20 protein-coding genes are annotated in these 25,165 nt (G+C 42.6%); 16 read left to right on the plus strand and 4 right to left on the minus strand.

Annotation, left to right across the window (positions count from 1 at the left end; all coding sequences use genetic code 11):
- Positions 1-117: 117 nt before the first annotated feature.
- The 7 genes from L1D23_RS02000 to tssG all read left to right on the plus strand — a co-directional run bounded on the left by L1D23_RS02000 (position 118) and on the right by tssG (position 8,936).
- Positions 118-2,112, plus strand: a complete 1,995-nt coding sequence (locus L1D23_RS02000) for a protein kinase (RefSeq protein WP_239863950.1) — start codon at positions 118-120, stop codon at positions 2,110-2,112.
- A 3-nt stretch (positions 2,113-2,115) separates the two neighbouring features.
- Complete coding sequence (gene tssA / locus L1D23_RS02005; protein WP_239863951.1) at positions 2,116-3,681, plus strand: type VI secretion system protein TssA; 1,566 nt, start codon at positions 2,116-2,118, stop codon at positions 3,679-3,681.
- A gap of 26 nt (positions 3,682-3,707) precedes the next feature.
- Entirely contained in the window at positions 3,708-4,217 is a 510-nt protein-coding gene (tssB, locus tag L1D23_RS02010) for a type VI secretion system contractile sheath small subunit (protein ID WP_239835238.1), read from the plus strand.
- A gap of 9 nt (positions 4,218-4,226) precedes the next feature.
- On the plus strand, positions 4,227-5,702 hold the full coding sequence (gene tssC, locus L1D23_RS02015) for a type VI secretion system contractile sheath large subunit (RefSeq protein ID WP_239835237.1): 1,476 nt from the start codon (positions 4,227-4,229) through the stop codon (positions 5,700-5,702).
- 62 nt (positions 5,703-5,764) lie between these two features.
- Positions 5,765-6,175, plus strand: coding sequence for a type VI secretion system baseplate subunit TssE (tssE, locus tag L1D23_RS02020; protein WP_099608287.1), 411 nt, complete (start codon positions 5,765-5,767; stop codon positions 6,173-6,175).
- A gap of 17 nt (positions 6,176-6,192) precedes the next feature.
- Complete coding sequence (gene tssF, locus L1D23_RS02025) at positions 6,193-7,941, plus strand: type VI secretion system baseplate subunit TssF (protein WP_239863952.1); 1,749 nt, start codon at positions 6,193-6,195, stop codon at positions 7,939-7,941.
- Complete coding sequence (gene tssG / locus L1D23_RS02030; protein WP_239835234.1) at positions 7,938-8,936, plus strand: type VI secretion system baseplate subunit TssG; 999 nt, start codon at positions 7,938-7,940, stop codon at positions 8,934-8,936. The genes tssF and tssG overlap by 4 nt, the downstream gene beginning before the upstream one ends.
- Before the next feature lie 85 nt (positions 8,937-9,021).
- Here the strand turns inward: tssG and L1D23_RS02035 are convergent, their stop codons facing one another.
- Genes L1D23_RS02035 through L1D23_RS02045 form a run of 3 tightly spaced genes read right to left on the minus strand, consistent with a single transcriptional unit; the run spans position 9,022 to position 14,245 of the window.
- The gene (locus L1D23_RS02035; protein ID WP_239835233.1) at positions 9,022-9,474 is read right to left on the minus strand and encodes an Lrp/AsnC family transcriptional regulator; all 453 of its coding nucleotides are present in this window, start codon (positions 9,472-9,474) and stop codon (positions 9,022-9,024) included.
- A gap of 38 nt (positions 9,475-9,512) precedes the next feature.
- Complete coding sequence (gene tssM / locus L1D23_RS02040; RefSeq protein WP_239863953.1) at positions 9,513-12,908, minus strand: type VI secretion system membrane subunit TssM; 3,396 nt, start codon at positions 12,906-12,908, stop codon at positions 9,513-9,515.
- A gap of 2 nt (positions 12,909-12,910) precedes the next feature.
- Positions 12,911-14,245, minus strand: a complete 1,335-nt coding sequence (locus tag L1D23_RS02045; RefSeq protein WP_239863954.1) for a type VI secretion system ImpA family N-terminal domain-containing protein — start codon at positions 14,243-14,245, stop codon at positions 12,911-12,913.
- A 489-nt stretch (positions 14,246-14,734) separates the two neighbouring features.
- On the opposite strand from L1D23_RS02045, the gene L1D23_RS02050 reads away from it, so the two are divergent.
- From L1D23_RS02050 to icmH, 5 genes are read left to right on the plus strand one after another with little or no spacing between them, the layout of a single operon-like run.
- The gene (locus tag L1D23_RS02050) at positions 14,735-15,337 is read left to right on the plus strand and encodes a hypothetical protein (protein WP_239835230.1); all 603 of its coding nucleotides are present in this window, start codon (positions 14,735-14,737) and stop codon (positions 15,335-15,337) included.
- Positions 15,338-15,349: 12 nt separating this feature from the next.
- Positions 15,350-16,741 carry a type VI secretion system-associated FHA domain protein TagH gene (tagH, locus tag L1D23_RS02055; RefSeq protein WP_239863955.1) on the plus strand — a complete coding sequence of 464 codons (1,392 nt, stop codon included), beginning with the start codon at positions 15,350-15,352 and terminating at the stop codon, positions 16,739-16,741.
- Positions 16,734-17,234: a type VI secretion system lipoprotein TssJ gene (gene tssJ / locus L1D23_RS02060; protein ID WP_239835228.1), complete on the plus strand. Its 501-nt coding sequence runs from the start codon at positions 16,734-16,736 to the stop codon at positions 17,232-17,234. The genes tagH and tssJ overlap by 8 nt, the downstream gene beginning before the upstream one ends.
- An 11-nt stretch (positions 17,235-17,245) precedes the next feature.
- Positions 17,246-18,571, plus strand: coding sequence for a type VI secretion system baseplate subunit TssK (gene tssK, locus L1D23_RS02065; RefSeq protein WP_239863956.1), 1,326 nt, complete (start codon positions 17,246-17,248; stop codon positions 18,569-18,571).
- The gene (gene icmH / locus L1D23_RS02070) at positions 18,568-19,359 is read left to right on the plus strand and encodes a type IVB secretion system protein IcmH/DotU (protein WP_239835226.1); all 792 of its coding nucleotides are present in this window, start codon (positions 18,568-18,570) and stop codon (positions 19,357-19,359) included. The genes tssK and icmH overlap by 4 nt, the downstream gene beginning before the upstream one ends.
- Before the next feature lie 26 nt (positions 19,360-19,385).
- Here icmH and L1D23_RS02075 read toward each other — a convergent pair whose 3' ends face one another.
- Positions 19,386-20,093 (minus strand): TetR/AcrR family transcriptional regulator, encoded by a 708-nt coding sequence (locus tag L1D23_RS02075; protein WP_239863957.1) that lies wholly within the window; start codon positions 20,091-20,093, stop codon positions 19,386-19,388.
- An 806-nt stretch (positions 20,094-20,899) separates the two neighbouring features.
- Between L1D23_RS02075 and L1D23_RS02080 the strand changes: the two genes are divergently transcribed.
- The 4 genes from L1D23_RS02080 to phaC are packed head-to-tail and all read left to right on the plus strand — an operon-like array spanning position 20,900 to position 25,108.
- Positions 20,900-21,640: an SDR family oxidoreductase gene (locus L1D23_RS02080; protein ID WP_239835224.1), complete on the plus strand. Its 741-nt coding sequence runs from the start codon at positions 20,900-20,902 to the stop codon at positions 21,638-21,640.
- An 11-nt stretch (positions 21,641-21,651) separates the two neighbouring features.
- A complete protein-coding gene (locus L1D23_RS02085; RefSeq protein WP_239835223.1) occupies positions 21,652-22,860 on the plus strand; it encodes an acetyl-CoA C-acetyltransferase in 1,209 nt (402 codons plus the stop codon).
- 59 nt (positions 22,861-22,919) lie between these two features.
- Complete coding sequence (locus L1D23_RS02090; RefSeq protein WP_239835222.1) at positions 22,920-23,267, plus strand: phasin family protein; 348 nt, start codon at positions 22,920-22,922, stop codon at positions 23,265-23,267.
- A gap of 56 nt (positions 23,268-23,323) precedes the next feature.
- Positions 23,324-25,108 (plus strand): class I poly(R)-hydroxyalkanoic acid synthase, encoded by a 1,785-nt coding sequence (phaC, locus tag L1D23_RS02095; protein ID WP_239835221.1) that lies wholly within the window; start codon positions 23,324-23,326, stop codon positions 25,106-25,108.
- Positions 25,109-25,165 lie beyond the last annotated feature (57 nt).

A 25,165-nucleotide genomic window follows, 5' to 3' on the forward strand; every position in this document is an offset into this window, starting at 1 on the left:
TTCTGACTAAATTGATAGATATAGTGGGCTTTTTATTTTTACACAGTTGAAAAACAATATTCAAAATAATTAATATGCCCCCCTAGTTATTATTATTAGTTGGCTAAAGAGTAAAACGTGTCTGATCAAAATGGATCAAGTGACAGCTATATCAATCAATTAGTTCATAAAGCGATTGAGAGAAAAAAACAGTTAGAGCAGCAGGAAGCACAAAGAAATAAGCCTAAGTTGGAATATGTTTTATTCTCTCAATTCGATGTACTGGAGTCTTTTCCTTCAAAAAATGGTAATACGACATTGTACCACCTCGCGAAGCAAGGTGAGCCTGATAAGCAGGTCTGTTGTAAAGTTGCCAATGAAGGGACATCTAGTCACGAACACTCGCTACTGGTTGGTGAAGCAAGCAAGCTTGAAATCTCTCAACACCCTAGCGTTGCTGACTTTATTAAGATCGGCAATGAGTTTGATCGCCCTTACATCATGTATGAATGGATACATGGTGAGTCTCTTGCTGAGAAAATAGAAAGACACTCAAAGAAAGGCTTTAGACACGATCATATTGCTTGGCTCGTTTATCAGCTCGCTGGTGCGCTAGAGTATATGCATACCCGAGGTGTCTGCCATTTAGATATTAAACCTGCGAATGTACTTGTTGGCGAAGATGATAGCGTTAAGCTAATCGATTTTGGCGCGGCTCGTTATACAGATGAATCGCAAGGGCCAGCAGAAGTAAGCATGAATTATGCTTCACCAATGTACGTCGAAAGCGGTATTGCTAAGCCTCAGGACGATGTCTACTCTTTAGCCTTGTTGACAGGTCATCTCTTCTTGGGATCATCTTATGGTGATGTTTGGCGTCAGTTATTAGGTCAAAACAAGCGCTGCCAATTGATTCCAAAACATGTCTGGTCACTGCTTAAAAATGTCATCAACAAACCTAGAGAGCATGGCTATACCGCGATCTCTTTTGCGCAGGCACTTGCTCGTATCGATACACAGGCACTCAAATCCGATAACAGTGCTCCAATCTTTTCGAATTTACGAAACGCTGATCTTGTCTTAACGCAGCACAGTGTGGCGGATAAATTTGCATTGGGTCGGTTTAAGTATTTGGAAGCAGCGTTAGTGGCATCCGTTGTATTGGTTACTGGTACCTACTTTTATGATTATTTGCAGCCAGAATGGAAGCCTTCAGCAAAACCAGGTTTTACTGATCCGTCGGTGTTAGTCAATAAAATTAAGCCAGCTCAAACCGCCTCATTTCTTGCTCAGCCTCCGTGGGAGATTGAGTACGCACTGGATGATATGTCGAATGATGTGGTTATGATGGCACCTTACCGCGATGCATATCGAGTCCAACAAACCAAATTACTTAATGTCTATCAGAATAATGAAGAGTCTTTGAATGAGCGCAGGGAAGTGGCGAGTCATATTCCAGTTGCATTGAGGGACATCCGTACTCAGCTCGTATCACTCCATGAGAATCTAAATAACGATGGTGTGTTGTTTGCTAAATCCGAACGCTCTTTTAATCAGGTTATGTCAAACCTTAACAAGCTGACCATTGAAGCTCAGAAAGTGATAAATTACTTAGGTAAACCAGATTCTGAGTTAGTGAACTTGATTTTAAATGGTCGTGCCAAAGCGGTAGATGACTACATGAAAACTGCATGGGCGAATCACCAAGCTGAGTCGTATTATTACAGTCAAGTTTTGCCTAATAACGTATTGAATAAAGTTTATGCAACGATTGATGCAAACGCAGAGCAGCATTATTACACTCGCGCAATCGAACAAGCAGAAGCGGCAAAGCAGTATTACGGAAGCACTCCAGATTTAAACGCGAAGATCCGAGCTTTAAAAGTTGCTCGTAGTGAGTACATTCTTTTCAGCACAGTGACGGAACAGGCCATATTTGAAAATGCGAAGCTCAATGCTTCTCTCAACGATTTAGAAGTGAATGCGCCGAAAAAATTCAGCGAAGTGACTGAGTTGTTGAACAGTATGGCAAGCGATGCGATTCGAAAAAGTCATAAAAAGTCTAAGCCAGCCCGTGGTGCATTGGCTGTAAAACGTGCGATTCATGACTACCAGCCGGATGCAAGGAGCTAAGTGATGTCTGCAGAAATTAATACGCTCCTTGAACCAATCAATGACGCTTCGCCTGCGGGTGAAGACGCGCGCTATGAGTTCAGCTTCGAAATGATGGAAGCTGAAGTCAAAAAATTCGGCTCTTTGTTTGGCGAAACGGTCGATTGGGCTGTGGTTCAAAATCATGCAACTGAAGTCATAACTAAGCACAGCAAAGATTTTAAAGCGATGTGTTACCTGACGCGTTCTCTTGTTGAAAGTGAGGGCTTACAGGGGTTAGAGCAAGGTCTCTCATTGCTGGCTGAGTCGTTGGTTCGCTTTGGCTCTGATTTATACCCGCGCAGAAAGCGCGGCCGAGACGGTGCAGTAGAGTGGCTTAATCATCAGCTTAAACTTGCTTTGCCTAAGCTACCGAACGAGCAACTTTCATGGGATGCGTTATCACGTTGTAATGATGCAGTAGAAGAGATTCAACGCCATTTTGATGAAGTGTTCCAAGATTCTGAGGCGGATTTCTTTGAATTGCGTAGTGAGCTGAACCGTCTACTTCAATCCGCAGGAGTTGACGAGGTACATGCGGTATCTTCTGAGCCAGAGGCTGAACAGGCTCCAATTGAAGTTTCGCAACCTAAACCTGAAAGTCAACCTTCACCAGAGACAACGCAAGCTAAGCCTGTAGTTGCTATACCAAGTACTGTGAAACCTGTAAGTCGACCGCAAAGAGAAGTGGATGTCGACACCGACTTTTCTTCACCTACAGCTTCTAAACGAACGCTGAAAAAGGTAGCGGAAATGATTTTGGGCTCTGAGCCTGAACTGCCGCTCTCTTACCGTATTCACAGACATTTGACTTGGTCAGACATCGAAGAGTTGCCAGACCATCAGAACAATGAAACGCCTTTAATTCTTGCTGTGTCTCAGGACAAACAATCCGAATATCGAGACAAAGCAAAGCAAGAAAGTGATATTGATACTATTAAACGACTAGAGCGTACTTTGACCGATGCGCCTTTCTGGCTTACTGGTCATTACTATGTTTATCAGATGCTCAAAAATTTGAGTCTTGAAGAGGCGGCGCAAGCAGTATCTGAAGAGGTTAAAGCTTTCGCCCAATCTTTACCGGGCATTGAGGCTCTGTCATTCAAAAATTCGATTCCATTTGCCAACGAAGCAACGGTTGAGTGGCTTAATAAAGCAAGCTCATCAACGTCCAGTTCAGGTCAACAAATGTTACCTAGTGTGGTCGTGCAAGAAGGCGATTTGGTGTCAATGGACGATGTTACTCTCGAAAACTTGGGAGAACGCGTAGCTGAAGTTGCACAAAACCTAGAACTAGACAGTTCTGGGCGAGGGCAGTTCATGCTGCATTTACAAATCGTGAAAGCTTACCAAGCTGTTGGACTTTACGCGCTCTGTATACCTTATCTTGAAAAGCTATGGTCTATCAGGGACGAAATGCGCCTGAGCAGCTGGGAACCACACCTTTCTTTGCAATTAGATGAATTAACTCAAAAAATTCTGAAGCAGCTGTATCCAAGCAAGGAGCTGTTGCCTGCAAAGTTTGAGGAGTGGGAGTCAATCTATAACTAACTACACAATTAGATAAGGAACTAATTATGTCACGCGATGGCTCGGTAGCTCCTAAAGAGCGAATTAATATCCGTTATGTTCCAGCAACAGGTGATGCGCAAGAAGACGTTGAACTGCCGCTGAATATGATGGTTGTTGGTGACTTTACAGCACGCTCTGATGAGACACCAATCGAAGAACGTACGCCAATCAACATTGACAAAGACAACTTTGACGAGGTTTTGGAAGGCTACGCGCCAAATCTAAAAGTTAACGTTGAAAACCGTCTTACTGATGAAGAAGGTGCACAGCTTGGCGTTGATCTAACGTTTACGAACATGAAGGACTTCTCCCCTGAGGCGATTGCTAAAAGTGTTCCAGAACTAAACAGCCTACTAGAGCTTCGTGAAGCACTGGTTGCGTTGAAAGGCCCACTAGGTAACGTTCCTGCTTTCCGTAAGAAGATCGCTGCCGTTCTTCAGGACGAAGAAGCTCGCAAGAAACTACTAGAAGAACTCAGCCTTGGTGAGAGCCAAGATGCTGAAAAGGCTGAATAAGAGGGTATTATGACAGCAGAAGCACAAGCTCCAGAACAAGAAGCGGCGTTAGCCGAGTCTGGTTCTCTTCTGGACAGCATTCTTAATGAAACACGACTAAAGCCAAGTGATGAAGGTTTTGACGTAGCCAAGCGTGGTGTTGAAGCGTTCATCGGTGAACTTTTAAGCAATAACTCTGCTGAGAAAGTTGACCAATCCTTGGTTGATCTTATGATCAGCGAGATTGATCAGAAGTTGTCTAAGCAGGTAGATGCCATTCTTCACAACGAAGAAGTGCAAGCTATCGAGTCTACGTGGCGTGGTCTTAAGTACTTGGTTGATCACACTGATTTCCGTGAAAACATCCTTATTGAATTGATTTCAGCGAAGAAAGACGAAATGCTGGATGACTTTGAGGATGCGCCTGAAGTAGTGAAATCTGGCCTCTATAAGCAGATCTATACGCGTGAATATGGTCAATTTGGTGGTAAGCCAGTGGGTGCAGTTATCTGTGATTACCAGCTGACTTCTTCTAGCCCAGATATCAAGCTTATGGAATACATGGCAAATGTTGGTGCAATGTCACACGCACCATTTATTACGTCTGCCTCTTCTAAGTTCTTTGGTCTGGATAGCTATGAAGAGCTACCAAACATGAAAGATCTTAAGTCTGTATTCGAAGGGCCACAATACACGAAATGGCGTGGTCTACGTGAACATGAAGATTCACGCTACCTGGGCCTATGTACTTCTCGCTTTATGCTACGTAACCCTTATTCGGTTGCAGACAACCCAATTAAAGCGTTTGATTACGATGAGCTAGTGACTGACGACCATAACCACTTCTTATGGGGTAACTCTGCGTACGCAATGGCATCTAAGATCAGTGAATCTTTTGCTAAGTACCGCTGGTGTCCAAACATCATTGGTCCTCAAAGTGGTGGCGCGGTATTTGACTTGCCAGTATACAACTATGAGTCAATGGGCCAGATCGAAACCAAGATCCCAACAGAGATCCTAGTTTCTGACCGTCGTGAGTTCGAACTAGCAGAAGAAGGCTTTATCGCTTTGACGATGCGTAAAGGTTCAGATAATGCTGCGTTCTTCTCAGCAAACTCTATCCAGAAGCCTAAGGTTTATGCGAATACGCCAGAAGGCAAAAACGCGGAAATGAACTACAAGCTGGGTACACAGCTGCCGTATATGTTCATCATCAACCGTCTTGCTCACTACATCAAAGTGCTACAACGTGAGCAAATTGGCTCTTGGAAAGAGCGTTCTGATCTAGAGATCGAACTAAACAAATGGATTCGTCAGTACGTTTCTGACCAGGAAAACCCGCCAGCAGAAGTACGTGGTCGTCGCCCACTTCGCGCTGCGAAGGTTGAAGTCTCTGACGTTGAAGGCGATCCAGGCTGGTACAAAGTATCAATGTCTGTTCGTCCGCACTTCAAGTACATGGGTGCAAGCTTCGATCTGTCTCTAGTTGGTAAACTAGATCAGTAATCAGAGTGTTTATTTAAGTTTCGAGCGGCCAGCTTTGCTGGCCGCTCTTTTTGGGATTCAGTATGGAAAAAGGTTATCGCTTACTCGAACGCATAGAATTGGGTGAACCCAAAAACTGCTACGAAAAAGTTGTATCTCATAAACATCTTATCGAATCGATTCACATTCATCTCGCGGATCTGCTTAATACGCATGCCGGGAATGCAATGATAGACAATGATTATGGTCTTCCAGACTTCAATGATGTTCTAGCCAGTCAGTCAAACCTTGTGCGTCATATTCAGCAGAACATTCGCACCACTATTCATAAGTTTGAGCCTCGACTAGGCAACGTCGAAGTGACGTACAGGCAAGACTTTCATAATCCCTTACAGCTGAGTTTCGGCATCACTGGTGAGGTTTCCCACAACGGTGGTCAGGTACCAATGTCTATCAATGTGTTCATGGGCGTTGACGGTAAGTTTAACGTGTAAACTCAGGAGAAATCTTCGTGAGCAGCAGTAAATATTTTCAGGATGAACTTTCTTATCTCCGTGAAGCAGGGAGTGAGTTTGCAAAATATCACCCTAAGTTAACGAACTTTCTGGGAGAAGGCGTTTACGACCCAGATGTCGAACGTTTGCTGGAAGGTTTTGCCTTTCTAACCGGACGTATTCGAGAAAAAATTGATGATGAACTGCCGGAGTTAACTCAGTCTTTAATGACGTTGCTTTGGCCTCATTATATGCGTTCGGTACCGTCGATGTGTATTTCTGAACTCTCCCCGCATGTTGGGGGAGTGACGGAAAAAACAGTCGTGAAGCGAGGTGTTGAAATGGCCAGTGAGCAGGTTGAAGGGACGCAATGTCTATTTCGTACCTGTTACGATGTTGCTCTATATCCGGTCAGTATTACTAATGTCGAGCAATCTAATAGCCGTACCAGTTCTAATGTTGACGTGACCATTGCGGCAGAATATGGGCAAGAGTTATCTAGATTGAAGATGGACTCGCTGCGATTCTATTTGCATGGTGAGGTGCATATAACGCGTACTTTATATTTATGGTTGTTTCGCTATCTCGATTACATTGAGCTTGATGTAGGAGGCGGTTACAAGCATAAATTGCCTGCAAGCAATATAAAGCCTGTGGGTTTTGGCGATGATGAAGCGATTCTTCCTTATGGCGCTAACTCGTTTGCTGGATATCGTTTGCTTCAAGAATATTTTTCTTTACCAGAGAAGTTCATGTTCTTTGATGTGACCGGTTTAGAATGGTTGAGTGGTATTCCTCAGCGTTCAACGGTCAAAGTCTCGTTTGTGTTTAAGAGAGCGTTACCTTCTGAAGTGGTGTTAAAGAATAAGCATTTACGCTTGCACTGTACGCCGTCTGTCAATCTATTCCATAAAGATGGTGATCCTATCCGTTTGGAACACCGTCGAAGTGAATATAAAGTTCGACCACAAAGCAGTAACCAAGAGCATTATGAAGTGTACTCGATTGAGAATGTAGAGACATGGAGTAAAAACGAACGCAGTCGTAAGAAGCTTATCGAGTTTGAATCGTTTGAGCATCAGATCAATCAACGTGACAAAAGAGAATTCTATAAGACGAAAGTCTCTGAGCGAGTCAGTGGTCGTGGTTTGGAGCGTTATATCTCTTTCCATACCCATAACAGTGATATTGCAGATTTAGGCTCAGAAACGGTATTAATGAAGTTGACGTGCAGTAATGGCGATTTGGCAGAGCGTTTGTCTGTCGGCGATGTGACTTATACGTCGCACAATTCACCGACATATGCGAGCTTTACAAACATTACCAAACCAACTCAATCGGTGAGCCCACAGGTGAACGGAGAGTTGCAATGGCAATTGATTGCCAATATGTCGCTAAACTACCTTTCATTAGCAAATATTGATGTACTTAAGGTGCTTCTATCAACGTATGACTTCCATTCCCGAGTGGACCGTCAAGCCCATCGTGCATCAATACATCGACTAGATGGAATCAAAAAAACGGAAATGAAGCCAGCAGACAGGGTATTTCGAGGCACGGCGATTCGAGGAACTCAGTTCACTCTGACGGTCGACTCTACTTACTTTGTTAATGAAGGTGATATGTTCTTGTTGGTCAGTGTATTGAATGAGTTCATTCGTTTGTATTCCAGTTTAAACTCGTTTACAGAGCTGGAAGTCTTCGACGAAAAAACGGGTGAAAACTATCATTGGCCAAGCTTAGCTGGGCAGCAAACGGTTCTATGATTAATCAAATTGAACAAGAAACTCATGAGTTTGGTTTTTTTCAAGCAGTTTCGTTGCTAGAAAAGTATTACCAATTTCAAACAGACTTTACCTATCAAGGGATCGGGCAAAATAAGTACATTGCGCAGGAGCATATTCGCTTTAGTGTTTCGCCGAGCTTAGCTTTCCCGAAAAGCGACATTGACTATGTTTCGCACTATGAAGTGGAGGGCAATCCCTACTCACGCGTAGAAGTGACTTTTCTCGGGCTTCACGGCTCGAGTTCTCCTTTGCCTTCTTCTTATACGGAGAAGTTGGCAGGACGTGATGATGAAGATAATCCAGTTAAACAGTTTTTTGACTTTTTCCATAATCGCCATATTTCATTGGTGTACCGTGTTTGGAAGAAGTATCGCTATCATATCCAGTACCTGAGTGATGCTAAGGACCCATTCTCAGGGAGGATGTTGCACCTGTTAGGGTTATCCTCCGTAATGCAGGAGGCAGAAGTCAGTGAACTGGATAGAGCCAAACTGCTCTCATACGTTAGTCAGTTATCGACCCGGACTCGCTCACCAAAGTTGATATCTGGTATTGTGGCTCATTACTTTAGCTTGCAGAATGTGACTGTCGATGAGTGGATATATCGACGTGTGGCAATTCATCAGTCGCAACGCAACAAATTGAACCATATGAATTGTGTCTTAGGGCATGATTTGCACCTGGGCAAAACACTTCCTGACCTGGTGGGTAAATTCCATCTACGTATTGAAGACATTGACTTTTCAACCTATCAAACATTTTTACCCGGTAGAGGAAACTACAAAACTCTTATTGGCTTAATGCAATTTATATTAAGAGATCCGTTAGCTTGGGATCTGATTATGAAGGTGAAACTGGATACGATTCCTAAAAACGAGCTAGGGCGGGGTGAAGGTAATCTATTGGGGCAAACAGTTTGGTTGGGTCAGCCAGAGCAAAAAGATGCTTCAATTAAGCAAATTGGTCAGTTATAAGTAAGCCGTTACGGTCGAAAACAATAAAAACCCGCGATATTCGCGGGTTTTGTTTTAATGTGTCCTACTCAAGCTTTTATAAAGATTAGCGTCGGATAGGTTGATGCAATACCACGGTGTTGTTTAGTGACTGAATGCCGTTAAACGACTCGATTTCATTACACAGGGTATGTATCGACTGAAGATCTGGCGCCTCAATGAGAGCAATAATATCGTAAGTGCCACCGACAATACTCGTCAGCCTCACTTCAGGAAGCTCTTTAAGAGCTTCCGTGACATTATTCTTCTTACCTTTCTCACAGGAGATTAGCAAGTAACTGGCTGCAGATCTGCCTTCTTGCTCAACTCTGATCTGTGCGGTATAGCCTTTAATTACACCGGTTTTCTCCAGTCGACTGATACGTTCAGCCACTGCGGTACGTGACAAGCCAATATTTCGCGATAAGTTCGCGATTGACTCTCGGCCATTAGACAAAAGGTTAGAGAGAATTTTCCGATCGAGTTTGTCTAATCCCTGAAGGTTAGTAGTTGACATCATATATCCTGCCTTACGTTGTTTTTATATGTTTACTTTTTTTATAGGTTGATGGTTTCTGGTAGAGAGAAGTTATACAACTCTGCCAAGGTAAATGGGTTCCTTTGCGAAAGTGGCTTCACTCTTAGCTTCAGGTCGCGACCTGAAACAGTGATATCACTAACAAAACTACCATCATGTTGATTTGTTAGTGTGGATTGGCCTAGTAGTCTGTAAATCGCCCACTGGCCACTCTTGCTCAGTACGTATTGTTTGCCCTCATCAGTTACATCTTGAATTGTAATACTTACGTTGAAGTCACCACTCTTAGGCGGCCACTCCAGCTCCCTAATACGACTTGGTCCGTGGTAGTAGCTCATCTGAGAATCTGCGACTTTAACCGTTGCTCGAATAGCGCTGGAGTCTAAGTCGAGAATCTTAGTACTAAATGGGATGTAGACACGGTTAGTACTTTTATTGATCAAGGTATCACGAATCACATTGTAGTTTTTGAGTTGCACCAGAAGTTCAGGTGTCAGTGGCATAGTTTCGCCTTCAACCCTTTTTGGTGTCCACAGGTTAGTGTCGTAGAAAGACGCCAGGTTTTTTTGAATGAAGGTATCAATAATACCACCTGTCGAGAACAGCAGCTCAAAGTCTTCAAGTGCAATTTCCTCTTCAGCATTCAAATCAAACGGATATTTGTTCAATGCTAATTCACGATATTTGGTGTAAACCTCGCTATACCATTGAGTCTGAACGCCTTTTGCTGACTCGGCAATCATCACTGACCAGCTTTGCTGAACCATTCCGAGTAACCAACTGCGTACTGGCTCTGGCGATTTTTGGGCAATTTGCTTCAATCGAACAATCGGATCAGCTTCTGAACTTTTCATTCGTGAGCGTGCAGCTAGCAAAGAGGCCATTTGTGGATCTGGAGAGTCCGCAATGTCTTTCATGTAAGTACGCAGGTTGCTCAGCGCAGTGACAATTTCATCCCATGGAGTAGGAGAGTTAGGCGTTTCATTGATCTGTAGTTGATTCAACTGGAAGAATGCTTGCTCGACACGTTGCATTAGCAGGTAGTCAGGTTGTACAAATTCTTCAGCAGAGTCAGTAAGTTTATCAATTGCTTCAGTTGCCGCTTTAGGCACTTTATTAGCTAATAGCTCTTTTTCGCCAACCGGAGAGAAGTGCGTATTTGAGTAAACTTGCTTCAATACAGTCGTCAGTGGTGAAGATGGACCTGAAACTAGATCGATAGCGTTCGTTAGCTCTCCAATTGAATGATATTCCTTGACCTTAAGTTCACTCAACGCATTACGCCAGTAATTGATGTAGTCGTCGGTGTACTTTTTACGAATTTGGTCTTTAAATGCTTCGTGTTCTTCTTTCGTTGGGGTGACATTTTTAGACAGGCCCAATACCCAGTTATTTGTGATCACGTCTTTTGACATCAGATCGATACGAGGGCGATAGAAAGTGCTAAAGCCAGTGGCGGTGTAAACTTTGCTAATATCAAGAAGATCTTGATCTATTTGGTCATTAAATACATTGTTGAAGTCGAAGCCTACAGCTCGTTCAAGATTCAAAGTGCCTAAGTCAATAGTGCTCGCTTGGTTAATTAATTGAGCGTAAACCAAATCGACATTGGATTCAGCTAATAGGTTACGGCGAGTTGCACGGACGATGTCCATATTAATATTGACGGGCTCAAAATCTGTTCTGAAATAGGCATTCAAGTACTTCATTGCTGTACTGACCTGTTCAGAGTCACCAATCACCTTGTTTAGAGTTGACTGTGTCTGTGCGGTCATAAAGGGTAAATCGCGTTTACTCTTTTCTTTGAGCATCAGATAGCCCTTAAGTATTGGAAGTGCTTGAATTGGCTTATCTTGATACTTAGTCAGCTGGACACGATAAGTTTGTTCAATGACAGGTACCAGCTCTTGCTGAATTGAATTCAGAAGGGTTTGGTAAGCCATTTTAGTCGCTGGCTCTAAACGGCTGACATTAAGAGAAACAAGCTCTTGATCTAATGCTTCGCTACCTTCAACCCACGCATTATATACGGGCTGAATTTGAGTGATGGCGTAGGCCAATTTCTCGTCAAGTAAGCGAGTACTGTTCGCTGACTGAGCATCCGTTTCAATGCTAAGAAGTTGGTAAATCACTCGAAGGTTACTATCAAGAGTTGTACCGAGTAGATAAGCGCCACCTGCCAGAAATACGATGGAGGCAACCATAGCTAAGCGACTCTGACGCAGGATTCTCTTAAGGTAAGTCTTATTCTCGCCAGCAAAATCAGCCTCAGGAAGGATCTGAGACTCAATCAGGAAGCGCGTAAAATAGGGCGTTTCAGATAGCTGAGTGTGTTCGGATGCAATAATAGGTAGGTTGAAGTATGTGCTACAACTTTTTGCGAGTAGGTTATATTTGCGTCCACCTTGAAGGCATGAGGAGAAGAACAACTCGCGCAGATCAAGGAAGTAGGCACCACGATTAACTTCACTTAGCCTTTGTACTACGTATTCAACTTCTTTCTGACATATTTCAAGTTGTTTAGGGAACGACAGAATCGCTTGTTTTTCCTTGGTATCGTTAGATTGAGAAGTAGAGTCCAGAGCATTCTTCTCAATGACTTTTACTAAATTGCTAAAGCTGTCACGGTAGTAGTCAACTAACACGCCTTTGGAGTCTTTCAGCGGAATAGAAAGGTACTCGACATTGTGTTTTAGTGGGCTGAGCTGAACATACTCTTTAAAGCCTTGCAACTTATCGAGCTTAGATACCACCATATAAACAGGCAAAGCAGTGCTTGTACGGTCACAGATCGAAGTGATGCGCTCTATCAGAGCGGTAAGCGCGTAATCAATTTGTTCTTCTTCAGAAATGATTAAAAACTCAAGGTCAGTAAAGAACAAACATCCCGCAAATGGTTTACGTGGGCGGCTGCGAATAACTTCGGAGACCATGGTATCCCACAGTAATGAGTCTGCCGCTGAAACCTCTTGAAATACCAAGCGTTGATCTGGTTTGAGGTAAATCGCTTCGTCAGATTCATACCACTCGAAAAAGTCGTTTTTTGTAGTTCGAGACGTATCAATAGATTTAATGGCATTTGAACTGAATAAGAATTGCTTTTTGCCCGCAGCTTTATTACCTATCATCAAGTAGATAGGCTTTTTCTTTGAGCTGATAAGCAGTGGTCTTAATACTAAGCTTAGAGCTTCTTCTTCAGTTTCGAGTTGCTGGTCACGGCTTTGTTTTCTCTTCTTAACGAAAAGAGTGATTTGATATACACAAAAGACTAAGACAATGACTGCAAGACAAATGTAGAAAATTGTTTTAGAAACAACTTCGGGGAATAAAAAGTGTACTGCAGTTAAACCACCTACCAATACTAGCGCAAGTAAAGTGGATAAGAATATCGGATGACGTATTATATTTTTTAGCATAGTTATTCAGCCACTACTTGGTTTGATGTTTGATTTTCTTGGGTTGCTTTTAATTGAGCGATCTTATGCAGATAAACATTTATAAGAATGAGTGAGCGATCCAGCTCTTCTGTGTTGTTTGTTTTTTCTGCATACTCAATGCGCCCTAATAGCGGGAATAATGAATTACTGTACTGGTAAGCGAGCTTAGTATTCGTGTCACCTGAGTCTAGTTTCAAATTGGCGATTGCAGTTCGCGCACGTGAAAAACGAGAGCTGATATCAGTGAAGTCTTTTTCTAATTGATTCTTCACTCTTTGTAGCTCTGTGGAAAGTACTTGAACGGATGAGGAGTCAGAATATAGCTCTGAGAGGTTATCTGTAAGTTGAATTAAGCTTGATAACTGACCGATCTTTTCTGGTGATTTATCTAAATCATAAACAATAGTATCGACAGTGCTAATTAAGGGTTCTTTAAGTTTATTGAGAGTATCTTTATTCTCTAGTCTCAAACTTTCAGTCACTTGGAGGAGGGTTGGGATATTGTTTGAAGCAATCTGTTGCTTGTAGCTATTTAGCATCTGTTCTTTGTGCAAATAGTAAGCGCTGAGTGAAAATATAAATAAGCCAACAACGAGTGCTATTGTCCAAACGGTAGCGCGACTTTTTTCTGCTTCTGTTGGTATTGGGGGGGCTTTTTCCGTCATCGGCGGCTTGACATTGACAGTAATACCACCTGGAACGGAAGTGTTAGCGGCGCTTTGGGTCGGTTCCTTTCTCTCATGAGCTTTTCTTTGCGCTTCTTTCTTATCTTCGAGTTCTTTGATCTCATCGATATATTGGCTAAACAGTCGGCGGATAACACCTAGTGAGGGGGCCTTGTGACCGTAGCGGAGTCTTAGCTCTTCTTCGATTCGTAAACATACTCTGTGGCCCGCTTCAAGGATAGGTCGATCTTCAACACCAATATTGAATTGTTTAACACGTCTTTCGGCATGTTCTATTAACCACTCAAATGCGCCCATTCTCGCGCTGGTTTTAGACACCTCAGGAAACGATGATGACCAGTAGACAACGCATAAATCTAAGATTGAATTTAGCCCGTCAACAAAGCCACTTAAACCGTCATTATGCGCAGATGCAACGGCATAGTAACAACCGCAACGCAAATCTTTACTTTTATTCTTAAGAATATCTTTAGATAGTTGTTGGACTTTTTTCCATGAAACTCGTCCAGTTACCTTGTTGATATTATTAATCTGCCGTTTAATTTCCTCAAACTCTTCGAGATTGTTTGGGTTTACTCCGCAAGGAGTGAGCTCGTCCACTGGCCGCCGAGCAAAGTCTGAAAAGTACATTAAATCCTACCCAAATGACGTTAATTATAAAAAGTGTTTTGTGTCTTATTTAGTAATTCTTAATTATCACGAGGAGGATTTTACGTAGGAGAAAAGTAATTTGTAGATAAGATATTGCTTAAAGCTAATTAAAGTTCATTAAATGTGACCGCTATCGTTTACTACTAAAGTTTAATTGAGAAAAAAGTAAATAGTGATTGTGTTTCATATTTACAGTATGGTTATTTATTGTCCATATTATACAGGTAAATGATTGCAATTTCGGATTTACCCTTTCTACTCATCATTTCGAGTTAAATATTGAGACTGATGATTGAATTTTGACCAATAGTTGAAATGTCCATTTTGATAGGAAAAAAGAAGTTAACGATAGGAGAAAGAACATAATTGTGTGGGGATTTTTTTTCGCTATTGAATTTGTTAGTTAGCCTGCTATTTTGCTGAATCTTTAATTTATCTTTTGACTTTAGACCTTTTGAGGATAAAAGGATGAACAAGTTAAGTCGACTGGGCTTACTCGCATTGGCATGTACTGTGTCAACGGTGGCTAACGCGAAAGGGGAGCGCTATGGTGGCTCCATCAATATGCTGAGCATTGACAGCATCGAATACAAAGAAGGAACGAGCGGCACAGTTGACGCGTTGAGATATGGTTTTGTCCACACTCGACCAATCGATGAAGACAACAACCGCTGGAGATGGTGGTTAGGGTTCAATTATATCAATGAATCTATTGATGCGCCTGCAAACGGTATCTATCAAGAAGTAACCAACTACGAGTTACGAATTGTGCCCCAATATGCTCTAGGCAGTTGGTCTATTTTTACACCTTATATCGGTGCAGGTTTGTCAGCTGGTTATAGCCAGTATTCGAATCGTTGGGTTGTGGATAGTGATGGATTTAAATATGGTTCACAGCTTGAAGATATTGATCAGTTCGAAGCGGGGGCTGTAGCGACAATCGGTACTGTGATCAAGTTAGGCAGCAACCCGGATGCACACCTCCAGATTATCCCGCAAGCATCGTATATTCTACCGGTATACAACGATGGCCTTGGTGGTGTTGAGTTCACAGTGTCACTTCTTTTCTAGAGGATAAAAGCTTTGTTAGAGCGCTTGGTTATAGTCATATCAAAGCATCCTGAAGAATACACGGGAGCAAAGTTCGTAGAGTTACCAGAAAGTGGTGGCTCTATTGGCCGCAACCCAGGATGTTCAGTTCCTTTGGTTGACCACAATCGTTATATTTCCAGTACTCACTGCTTAGTGAGTATTTATGGTGATGCGTATTATATTAGTGACGTCAGCACCAATGGAGTCATTGTCAATGGGAATAAACTGCTTAAAAATCAACCTATCCCAATCCATGAAGGGGATAGTATTGTATTAGGGCAGTATGAATTATCAGTCAGCGTAGAACGTACTACTAATACCGCGGATATTGCATTCGATATTACCCCTGACCGAGATACAATGGATCCGCTCGTTAATCTGGATGAAGTGCCTGCAGAGCTTGAGCAACAGGGGCCGTTGGAAGAAATTTTCCTTGAGACAAAATCGGACGAGTCAGACGCCTCTGACCCAATGACACACTTGGATTTCTCACTTGATAGAAGCGAAGAGCATCTTATTCGTTCAGAGGAGGAAGAGCTTGAGCAGTTTGTTGTGGCGAATGAATCAGCACGTCAAATGGTCGATGACAGCCTAAGTGTTTATTCAGAGTTTGATGCACCGAGTCTGATTCCTGAAGACTGGATGGCTGGTGTTGATGCTCAGCCTAAACAAGTGGAAAACACTATACCACCTGTAACGCCGCGCCCACAATCCAAGAACACGACTGCTTCAGTACCTGCGCAGCAGCAATCCACCGCATCAGTGCCAAGCGCAATAAAAGTCCAGAGCGAGCAGTGGGAAGAAGTCGCACCTAAAATTGAGTCGCAACCTTCTGAAGGGCATGATAGACAAAAAGGTGCGGTGACTCCTGAGCATTCACACAGCGATTTGTTGTCTTCGTTCAAGAAAGGTCTGGGTGTGACTGATGATGAATTACTTGATGCTGATCCTCGCCTGTTCGAACAGATGGGGATTTGCCTACGTTTGTGTATGACAAAACTGCAGCATGAGCTTGTTGAAATTGAAGAATTGAAGCAATCTCATACGCCCGCGGACACCGATTTGATCAGCTTAATGTTGGATCTAAACAAGCAAAGTATGTTGTCACCCAACGAACTTGTAGAGCAAATGTTGGATGAAATCAGCGAGCATAAGTCTTTATATGAGCAAGCTCTTAATAGCTATGTTCAACAAAGTATCAGCCAGTACGATCCAATAATCTTTGAGCAGAAGAGCGAGAACAAAGGTTTTCTGGCCAAACAAAAATTGTGGGATACGTACAAATTGCACTATTTGGAGAGTTTAAAAGGTGTACACGGAGTGGGCACGAAAAAACTCGTTCAAGAAAATTATAATCGACTCTTAAAAGAAAAATATGCGTAAACTTATCGTCCTTTTCTTATTCTTCTCCTTAACTGGTTGCTCAATGTGGGATCAGTTCAAGGAGTCGAGCGGCATTACGCCGGAAACCTCATCTATTGAGTTGATCATTGAAGCTTCACCTCAGTTAAATCAGCGTGATGGAGGGCAACCTTCTCCAGTCATTCTTCGTATTCATGAATTAACCTCTCCAGTATTGTTTCGTAATTTGGACTTCTTTGCCTTATTCGAGAATGACAAGGCATCACTTGGTGATGAATACATTAAACGTTATGAGTACCAGCTAAAGCCGGGTGAAAAAATCCATGAAGTGCTTGTCCTTGATCCTGCGACAAGAGCATTGGGGTTTTCAGCGGCTTTTCGTGACATTAATGGCTCGTCGTGGCGAAAAGTCGAGTTAATTGAAGAAAAATCGGAATACTTCTTAAAACTTAAGCTAGAGGGAAGCGAGTTGTCGTTCAACTCTACGCGTGGAATTGAGCAAACTTACTTTTAAGGAACAACGAAATGTCATTATATAATCCTGTAGTGTGGCAAGATGGCATGTTCATGAAACCACAACACTTTCAGCAATTTGATCGTGCTCAGACGAAACTAAGCACCATGCTGTTTGCCAGTAGTACACCACTACACTGGGGTGTGAATCGTATCGAAATCAATACAGAATTACTGACTCAAGGAAAGATCGCTGTTACCCGAGCGGCAGGTGTTCTTCAAGATCGGACGCCGTTTGATTTGCCCCTTTTGGCTGAGGTGCCTGACGTCAAAGAAGTTGACCCGTCAATTACCGATAAAGTGATTTATTTGTGTTGTCCGCTGCCTTCTGAACGAGAAGAGTTGTTTGGTTCTGACAAAGACGGTGCTCGTTATATTGTGCGTCATCAGGATGCTGTCGACGCGGTATACGAAAGTGAAGACACAGCTAACATCGCGGTCGGACAACTTAAGTTTCGGTTAATGTACGAAGATGAGGATCGTAGTGCCTACACTGCAATTCCGATTCTTAAAGTCTCTGAAGTAAAACCAGATGGCAGTGTTGTGCTGGATGATCGTTACATTCCAACTTGTATTGATATCAATGCATCAGAAGTACTCAGCAAGTTCACCAGTGAATTTGCTTCGATGTTAAAGCACCGCGCGGAATCGATTGTGGAACGCCTCGGTACCGTTGACCAGCAAGGTGTATCGACGGTCTCTGATTTTATGCTGTTACAAGCGCTCAACCGTTATGAACCTCTATTCTGGCATTTTTCAAGTGTTGAAGGTGTTCATCCTGAGTCACTGTACCGTATCTTGCTTCAGGCGGAAGGTGAGCTTTCAACATTGTGCTCTGCTTCTCGTAGACCGCCTGAATTCATAGAGTATAACCACGGTGATTTAACGAGTTGTCTATCGCGTACGTTGGAGAATGCGAAGCGTACATTAAGTGTAATGTCCGAGCAACGTGCAATACCATTAACGCTGCAAGAGCAGAACTTCGGTATTCGTACAGCGGTGATCCCTGATAAGAAAGTGGTTGAAACCGCAACCTTTATCTTGGCTGTGAAAGCAGACGTCACCCTTGATGTGCTTCATACTCAATTTGTTAGTCAGACCAAGATTGGGTCTATCGATAATATTCGTGATCTCATTAACTTACAGCTTCCTGGTATCGGTATTAAGCCAATGCCAGTTGTGCCGAGAGCGCTCCCATATCATGCAGGTTATACCTATTTTGAGCTCGACAGAGCAAGTGAAGAATGGGCCGCATTAGAAAGTGCATCGGCGATTGCAGTACATGTTTCTGGAGACTTCGCTAATCTATCGCTACAGCTATGGGCAGTTAGAGCATGAGTTACATAGATAACGATGTAACCGTTGTATTGTTCCAGCCAGAGCCGGGTAAGCCAATGGAGGTGATGCCCGCGCCTGACTTGTCGAGAAATATCGCGGTTAAAGACCCGAATATCGAGAAAATGGGTGTCAACCCGCTGGTAGATCAGTTTTCTTGGTTAATTGCTAGCCTGTCATGTATGTCTTCTATTCCTTGGCTCGAAGATCCTATGCCGTTTCGGGAGCAGATTGCTCGTGAAATACGCAAGGGAGAACGTAAGCTAAATGAGATGGAAGTCGATCGTGCATCAATATTGGTTATCCGCTATTGCTTATGTGCTGCAATTGATGAAGCAGTATGCCGTCAAGAGTGGGGATCAAACAGTAGCTGGAGTCAAAATAGTCTGCTGGCTGAGTTTCACAATGAAACTTCAGGTGGTGATAAGTTTTTTACTATTCTCGAACGTTTGAAAGCAGATCCGCGTCGTTATCGATACGTCATCGAATTGCTTTACCTTCTTATTCAGCTTGGCTTTCAAGGAAAGTATGGCCGAGAAGAAAGAGGACAGGAAAAACTTGCTGATATCGCCAATACAATTTATCGCCTCATTAAAGATGAAAGGCTAGCGGAAAACGAAAAAGTATCCTTGGTGAATCTTAAAGCCAAATACCTAAAGCAACCTTTGAAGCGAGTTATACCTCCAAGAGTGACATTAGGTGTATCAGCGATATTGTTCTCCATTATGTATGCGGCGACGTATTTTATTATCGATACTAACTTCCAGAACCTGTTAAATAATTTTCAATAGATAAAGTCTGCTTAGCGCAGACTTTTTTATCGCTCACAAGTTAGATCAAAGACTAACTCTTCAACTTTATCTGGTGTAAGCATATCTGTTTGTGGAACTTGAAAGCGACATGCCATCATTTGATTGAACATATTCCAATGCTTGAGTAAGCACTGTGAATAGTCCTCGGTTTCATCCCTCCAGGTTTCTCGCATGAATGGTTCGAGGCTAGCTGCCCCGTGTGCAAACATAATCATTTGCCATTTGATTTCCCAGATTTTTATCGGAGTGTTGGGGAATGCTTGATTATAGTCATCAGCAATGCGGTTGACTAACGCTTCCAGCTCGCCTGAATGGTCAATGAAGTAGTCAAAAAGTGTATCTTCTTGGCGTACGGCATCGGCGATAAGTTGTATTGGTTGCTTGAAGGTCAATAGATGGGCGAGAAGCTGAACAGAAAACAAGTACAGCTTTATGTTCGGACTTATACCCTTGGGCATATTATTGACTATGGTATGAATATAAGCCTCTATATAGCTATGTAATCGGTCACTGATTGCGTGCCAGATTTTTTCTTTGCTACCAAAGTGATGACGAATCAAACTGTGTGAAACTCCAGCTTTTTCACTGATATTACGTAGTGATACACGTTCATAACCAAGCTCGCAAAATAGTTCAGTCGCAACCTTCATGATATCGCACTTCGTCTGCTCGGCATCTTGGGCGCTACGGCGGCCTTGTTTTTTTTCTAGCATTTTCTTTTTCAATTACTTACGACGCGGTATTTCTATCAGAAATCTAACCGCTTTTCATCTCTTAAAGCACGAAAATATTCATACCATAAACCTATAATGCATGCGGTAAATAAGCGCAGGGTGCAGACGTGTAGCCAACTAGCCGTGACAAACACATTACTAAACTCTGGTCATCACTGGGTTAGAAGCGAACTCAAATAGCGGTTGGGGGCATGGTATGTTTTAGGTTCTACAACGGTGGTGAGTTATAGAATAAGTATAAAATATTTAGAAATGATTATATTTTAAAACATATTTAGAGATTTTTAATATATTCCAAAATTAATAGGATGCATTTTATTTAATTATTAGAATTGTAAATTCCATAAAGTGCATAATGAAAACTAAACGTCATAGGAAATTGATTGTTTTGTCATGATAATATCAACCTATCTGCAACAAAAATACTTGCTTTTTAAAAGGTGATAAAGACTGATGAAATAGGTGTAAGCAATGAAAATTCAAGCTAAAACAATGTTTTATACACTTCTGATAAAAATAAGTTTTAATTTAATTCATTTCAAATCAATGGCTTATGGTAAGTTAACACTTATATAACATTTCATTCCTTATGAGATCTCGTTCAACATTATGCAACTAAACTCAAAAAGTATTTGAACTGTAACATTAAGAGTTTAGTTTTATTTATCAGAACTAAGGACAGAAAGTGCCTTACTGAAATATTACTAATAACGTTGGTTGGTGCTTGGCTTGAGCACCAGTTAGTGGCGAATAAATTTAATTGCTGTTAAGAATGGAGTCTCTTAATGAAAAAAGTCGCTTTGATCACGGGATCAAAAGGCGGAATTGGTTCTGCAATTTCTTCTCAACTAGTGAATGATGGCTATCGTGTAATCGCTACCTATTTTACTGGTAACTATCAGTGCGCTCTGGATTGGTTTAACGACAAAGAATTCAACGAAGATCAAGTCCGCTTGTTTGAGTTGGATGTCACAAACACTGAACAATGTGCTGAACGTTTGGCTTTGCTATTAGAGGAAGAAGGCACGATCGATGTTGTTGTGAATAATGCAGGTATTACTCGTGATGGTGTGTTCAAGAAAATGACCGCATCAGCTTGGAAAGATGTCATCGAAACAAATCTCAATAGCTTGTTTAATGTTACGCAACCCTTGTTTGCTGCGATGTGTGAAAAAGGCAATGGGCGAGTCATTAATATCTCTTCAGTCAATGGTCTCAAAGGCCAGTTTGGTCAGACAAACTACTCTGCAGCGAAAGCCGGTATGATCGGTTTTTCTAAAGCGCTTGCAGCGGAAGGGGCAAGAAGTGGTGTCACTGTTAACGTGGTTGCTCCAGGCTACACGGGCACGCCAATGGTGGAGCAAATGAAGCCAGAAGTGCTGGAGTCGATTAAAGCTCAGATCCCGATGAAGCGTCTTGCTACACCAGAAGAGATCGCTAAGTCGGTATCATTTCTTGTCAGCGATGCGGGTGCATATATTACGGGTGAGACATTGTCCGTAAACGGCGGCTTATACATGCATTAAGGGTGAGTGTGATGGAAAAAGTTTATATTGTTGCCGCAAAACGCACACCAATCGGTGCATTTGGCGGAACATTAAAAGACATTGCAGCAGGAAACCTAGGTTCAATTGCTATTAAGGCTGCATTGGAACAAGGGAAGGTAAGCCCTGAACAAGTTGATGAAGTGATTGTCGGCAACGTGGTTGGTGCAGGGCAAGGCATGGGAATTGGTCGTCAGGCCGCCATCTATGCTGGAATCCCTGAGACTGTGCCTGCCTATACACTGAATATGGTATGTGGCAGTGGCATGAAAACCGTCATGGACGCGGTCAGCCACATTCGCTCCGGTGATGCATCTGTCGTCGTCGCCGCTGGCGTAGAGGTGATGTCTCAAATTCCTTTCATTGTGCCTAGCAACATTCGCGACGGCCACAAGATGGGCAACATGAATCTAACGGATCTGCTCATCAACGATGGCTTAACTGATGTATTTAACCAATACCACATGGGTAAAACGGCTGAAAATGTTGCGCGAGAAGTGGGCATTAGCCGTGAGCAGCAAGATGAATATGCTCTGGCTAGCCAAATGAAAGCAGTGGCTGCGATTGAAGCTGGCAAATTCGTTGATGAAATTGTTGCTGTGGATGTGAAAAAACGCAAAGAAACCATTGTGTTCGATACCGACGAGTACCCTAAAGCAAGTGCTACGCTAAGTGGTTTAGCAAAATTGCGCCCAGCATTCGATAAAGAAGGGACGGTAACGGCTGGGAATGCTTCTGGTATCAATGACGGTGCGAGTGCCATTATCGTTGCGAGCGAGAGTGCGGTTCAACAACATGGCTTAGAACCCATTGCGGAAATAGTTAGCTACGCGCAATCCGGTTTAGACCCGCAGATCATGGGATTGGGGCCTGTTGAAGCTGTGACGCAAGCTTTGAGTAAAGCGGATATTACCACAGACGATATACATGTTTATGAGTTGAACGAAGCGTTTGCCGCTCAAGCGCTTGGTGTTATCCATAAACTCGCACAAGAGCACGATGTATCTGTTTCTTCGATTTTAGATAAAGCCAACGTAAATGGTGGTGCGATTGCTCTTGGCCACCCTCTGGGTGCATCAGGTAACCGTATTTTGGTTTCTCTTGTACACGAGCTTAACCGAAGCAATGGGACTTATGGTGTCGCTTCGCTATGTGTTGGTGGCGGTATGGGAACGGCTGTTGTTATTAAATCAATCGCTTAAATTCAATTCGAGCCTGAATTTTAGCTAAATTAAAATGGAATTAACCCAGGAGTAAGACTATGTACACTGATTTTTTCAAATCTTTCACAGACCAAACTGAAAAAAGCCTAGAGCCCTACGTAAAATTCAACAAACTTGTGACTAAGAACGTAGAAGTGTTAACAGAGCTTCAGCTAAATGCTATCCGTACTTACAGCGAAATGGGCCTAACTCAAATGAAAGCGGCAAGTGAGATTAAAGATGTCACTTCTCTGACTGCATTTAACAGCCAGCAGCTTTCTGTACTTACAAAGCTCTCTCAGCAAATGATGGATGACAGCAACAAGCTACAATCTATCGCTAAAGAGTTCAAAGATGATGTTGATCAGCTTACTACGGAAAACCTTAAGACAGTGACTCCCGCATAGCACTGACTTGTTTGCCGCCGAGAGGCGGCATTTTTTCCGATCATAGGAGTAGCAATATGTATCAACACTTCTTTTCGGACTACCTTGTGAAGCTTCAGGAAACCAATCAACAATGGTGGGAAGATCTAGAACTAAGCAGGGCAGCCGTTAATTCCCCTCTAAACAAAGCCATGCAAGAAGTCAATTTCGAAGATACAACGAAACTCTTCGAAAGTGCAGCTAACCAACCAGCTACTATGTTGAAAATCCAAGCTGATTGGTGGCAACAGCAACTGCAAATCTGGCAAAATGTCGTTTTGGCACAAAACAACACATCTGTTGTTGAAGCGGAAAAAGGAGATAAACGCTTCTCCAATGAAGAATGGCAAAACGATGTGTTTTATAACTTCATCAAACAGTCATACTTACTTTTCAGTAAAACTTACCTACAAACTATCGATAGCATTGAAGGCTTAGATGAAAAAGCGAAAGAGCGCATTAGCTTCTTTTCTCGGCAAGCAATCAATGCGATGTCTCCTAGTAACTTTATCGCGACTAACCCGGAGCTATTGAAACTGACTCTGGAGCAAAATGGTGAAAACCTTCTTGCAGGCTTAGAACAACTGAAAGAAGACGCAGAGTCGAGTGCTGATATCTTAAAGATTCGCATGACGAACAATAACGCGTTTCGTTTAGGTGATGATGTTGCTAATACGGCAGGTGAAGTCGTTTATCGTAATGAACTGTTTGAGTTAATTCAGTATCGTCCGATGACGGAAAAAGTGTATGCAACACCACTTTTAATCGTGCCGCCATTTATCAACAAATATTACATCCTTGATTTACGCCAGAAAAACTCAATGGTTCGTTGGCTGCTTGAACAGGGACACTCGGTATTTATGATGTCGTGGCGTAACCCTGGTAAGGCACAAAGCCATGTTGAGTTTGGCGACTACGTGACGGATGGTGTGGTCAAGGCAGTATCTGCGATTGAAGATATTACCGGACAAGAGCAGATTAACGCAGCGGGTTACTGCATTGGTGGCACTGTATTGGCAAGTACTATTGCTTACTATGCTGCTAAGCGAATGAAAAAACGTATTAAGAGTGCAACCTTCTTCACTACATTGCTCGACTTCTCGCAACCTGGAGAGGTAGGTGCATACATCAACGATACGATTGTCAGTGCCATTGAAGCGCAGAATAACGCTAAGGGCTATATGGATGGCCGCTCTTTGAGCGTGACTTTCAGCCTGCTTCGTGAAAATAGCCTCTACTGGAATTACTATGTAGACAACTATCTTAAAGGCCAAAGCCCAGTAGATTTTGATCTGTTGTACTGGAACAGTGATAGCACCAATGTCAGTTCAACCTGTCACAACTTTATGCTTCGTGAACTGTATTTGAACAATAAATTGGTACAGGACAAGGGTGTCAAGATTGGTGGTGTATGGATCGATCTCAATAAGATTAAGATTCCAAGCTACTTTGTATCCACTAAAGAAGATCATATTGCCTTGTGGCAGGGTACGTATCGCGGTGCTTTGAACGTTGGTGGTAATAAAACGTTCGTTTTAGGTGAATCTGGCCACATTGCGGGTATCGTCAATCATCCATCTAAGAATAAATACGGTTTTTGGACCAATGACAGCTTAGATGAAAGCGCGGATGAATGGTTAAGTAATGCGCAGCACACTGAAGGATCGTGGTGGACGCATTGGCATCAATGGCTATTAGGCTTTAGCCCAGAAGAGCAAGTGGAGCCGTTTAATACGGGCAACGAGCAGTTCCCTGTACTTGGCCCTGCTCCTGGTGACTATGTCAAGCAAGTGCTCCCCGTCAAAGAAGAAGTTACCAGCTAAATTTGGTGATAGAAATTGAAAAGCCCTGAGTGATTCTACTCAGGGCTTTTTTATGTC

The sequence above is a fragment of the Vibrio sp. Isolate24 genome (assembly GCF_022398215.1).
Lineage (GTDB): Bacteria > Pseudomonadota > Gammaproteobacteria > Enterobacterales > Vibrionaceae > Vibrio > Vibrio coralliilyticus_A.

Coding starts and splice junctions, on each gene's coding strand:
- tssA (WP_239863951.1), top strand. CDS start 2,116: ATGTCTGCAGAAATTAATACGCTCCTTGAACCAATCAATGACGCTTCG.
- tssB (WP_239835238.1), top strand. CDS start 3,708: ATGTCACGCGATGGCTCGGTAGCTCCTAAAGAGCGAATTAATATCCGT.
- tssC (WP_239835237.1), top strand. CDS start 4,227: ATGACAGCAGAAGCACAAGCTCCAGAACAAGAAGCGGCGTTAGCCGAG.
- tssE (WP_099608287.1), top strand. CDS start 5,765: ATGGAAAAAGGTTATCGCTTACTCGAACGCATAGAATTGGGTGAACCC.
- tssG (WP_239835234.1), top strand. CDS start 7,938: ATGATTAATCAAATTGAACAAGAAACTCATGAGTTTGGTTTTTTTCAA.
- L1D23_RS02035 (WP_239835233.1), bottom strand. CDS start 9,474: ATGATGTCAACTACTAACCTTCAGGGATTAGACAAACTCGATCGGAAA.
- tssM (WP_239863953.1), bottom strand. CDS start 12,908: ATGCTAAAAAATATAATACGTCATCCGATATTCTTATCCACTTTACTT.
- L1D23_RS02045 (WP_239863954.1), bottom strand. CDS start 14,245: ATGTACTTTTCAGACTTTGCTCGGCGGCCAGTGGACGAGCTCACTCCT.
- L1D23_RS02050 (WP_239835230.1), top strand. CDS start 14,735: ATGAACAAGTTAAGTCGACTGGGCTTACTCGCATTGGCATGTACTGTG.
- tssJ (WP_239835228.1), top strand. CDS start 16,734: ATGCGTAAACTTATCGTCCTTTTCTTATTCTTCTCCTTAACTGGTTGC.
- tssK (WP_239863956.1), top strand. CDS start 17,246: ATGTCATTATATAATCCTGTAGTGTGGCAAGATGGCATGTTCATGAAA.
- icmH (WP_239835226.1), top strand. CDS start 18,568: ATGAGTTACATAGATAACGATGTAACCGTTGTATTGTTCCAGCCAGAG.
- L1D23_RS02075 (WP_239863957.1), bottom strand. CDS start 20,093: ATGCTAGAAAAAAAACAAGGCCGCCGTAGCGCCCAAGATGCCGAGCAG.
- L1D23_RS02080 (WP_239835224.1), top strand. CDS start 20,900: ATGAAAAAAGTCGCTTTGATCACGGGATCAAAAGGCGGAATTGGTTCT.
- L1D23_RS02085 (WP_239835223.1), top strand. CDS start 21,652: ATGGAAAAAGTTTATATTGTTGCCGCAAAACGCACACCAATCGGTGCA.
- L1D23_RS02090 (WP_239835222.1), top strand. CDS start 22,920: ATGTACACTGATTTTTTCAAATCTTTCACAGACCAAACTGAAAAAAGC.
- phaC (WP_239835221.1), top strand. CDS start 23,324: ATGTATCAACACTTCTTTTCGGACTACCTTGTGAAGCTTCAGGAAACC.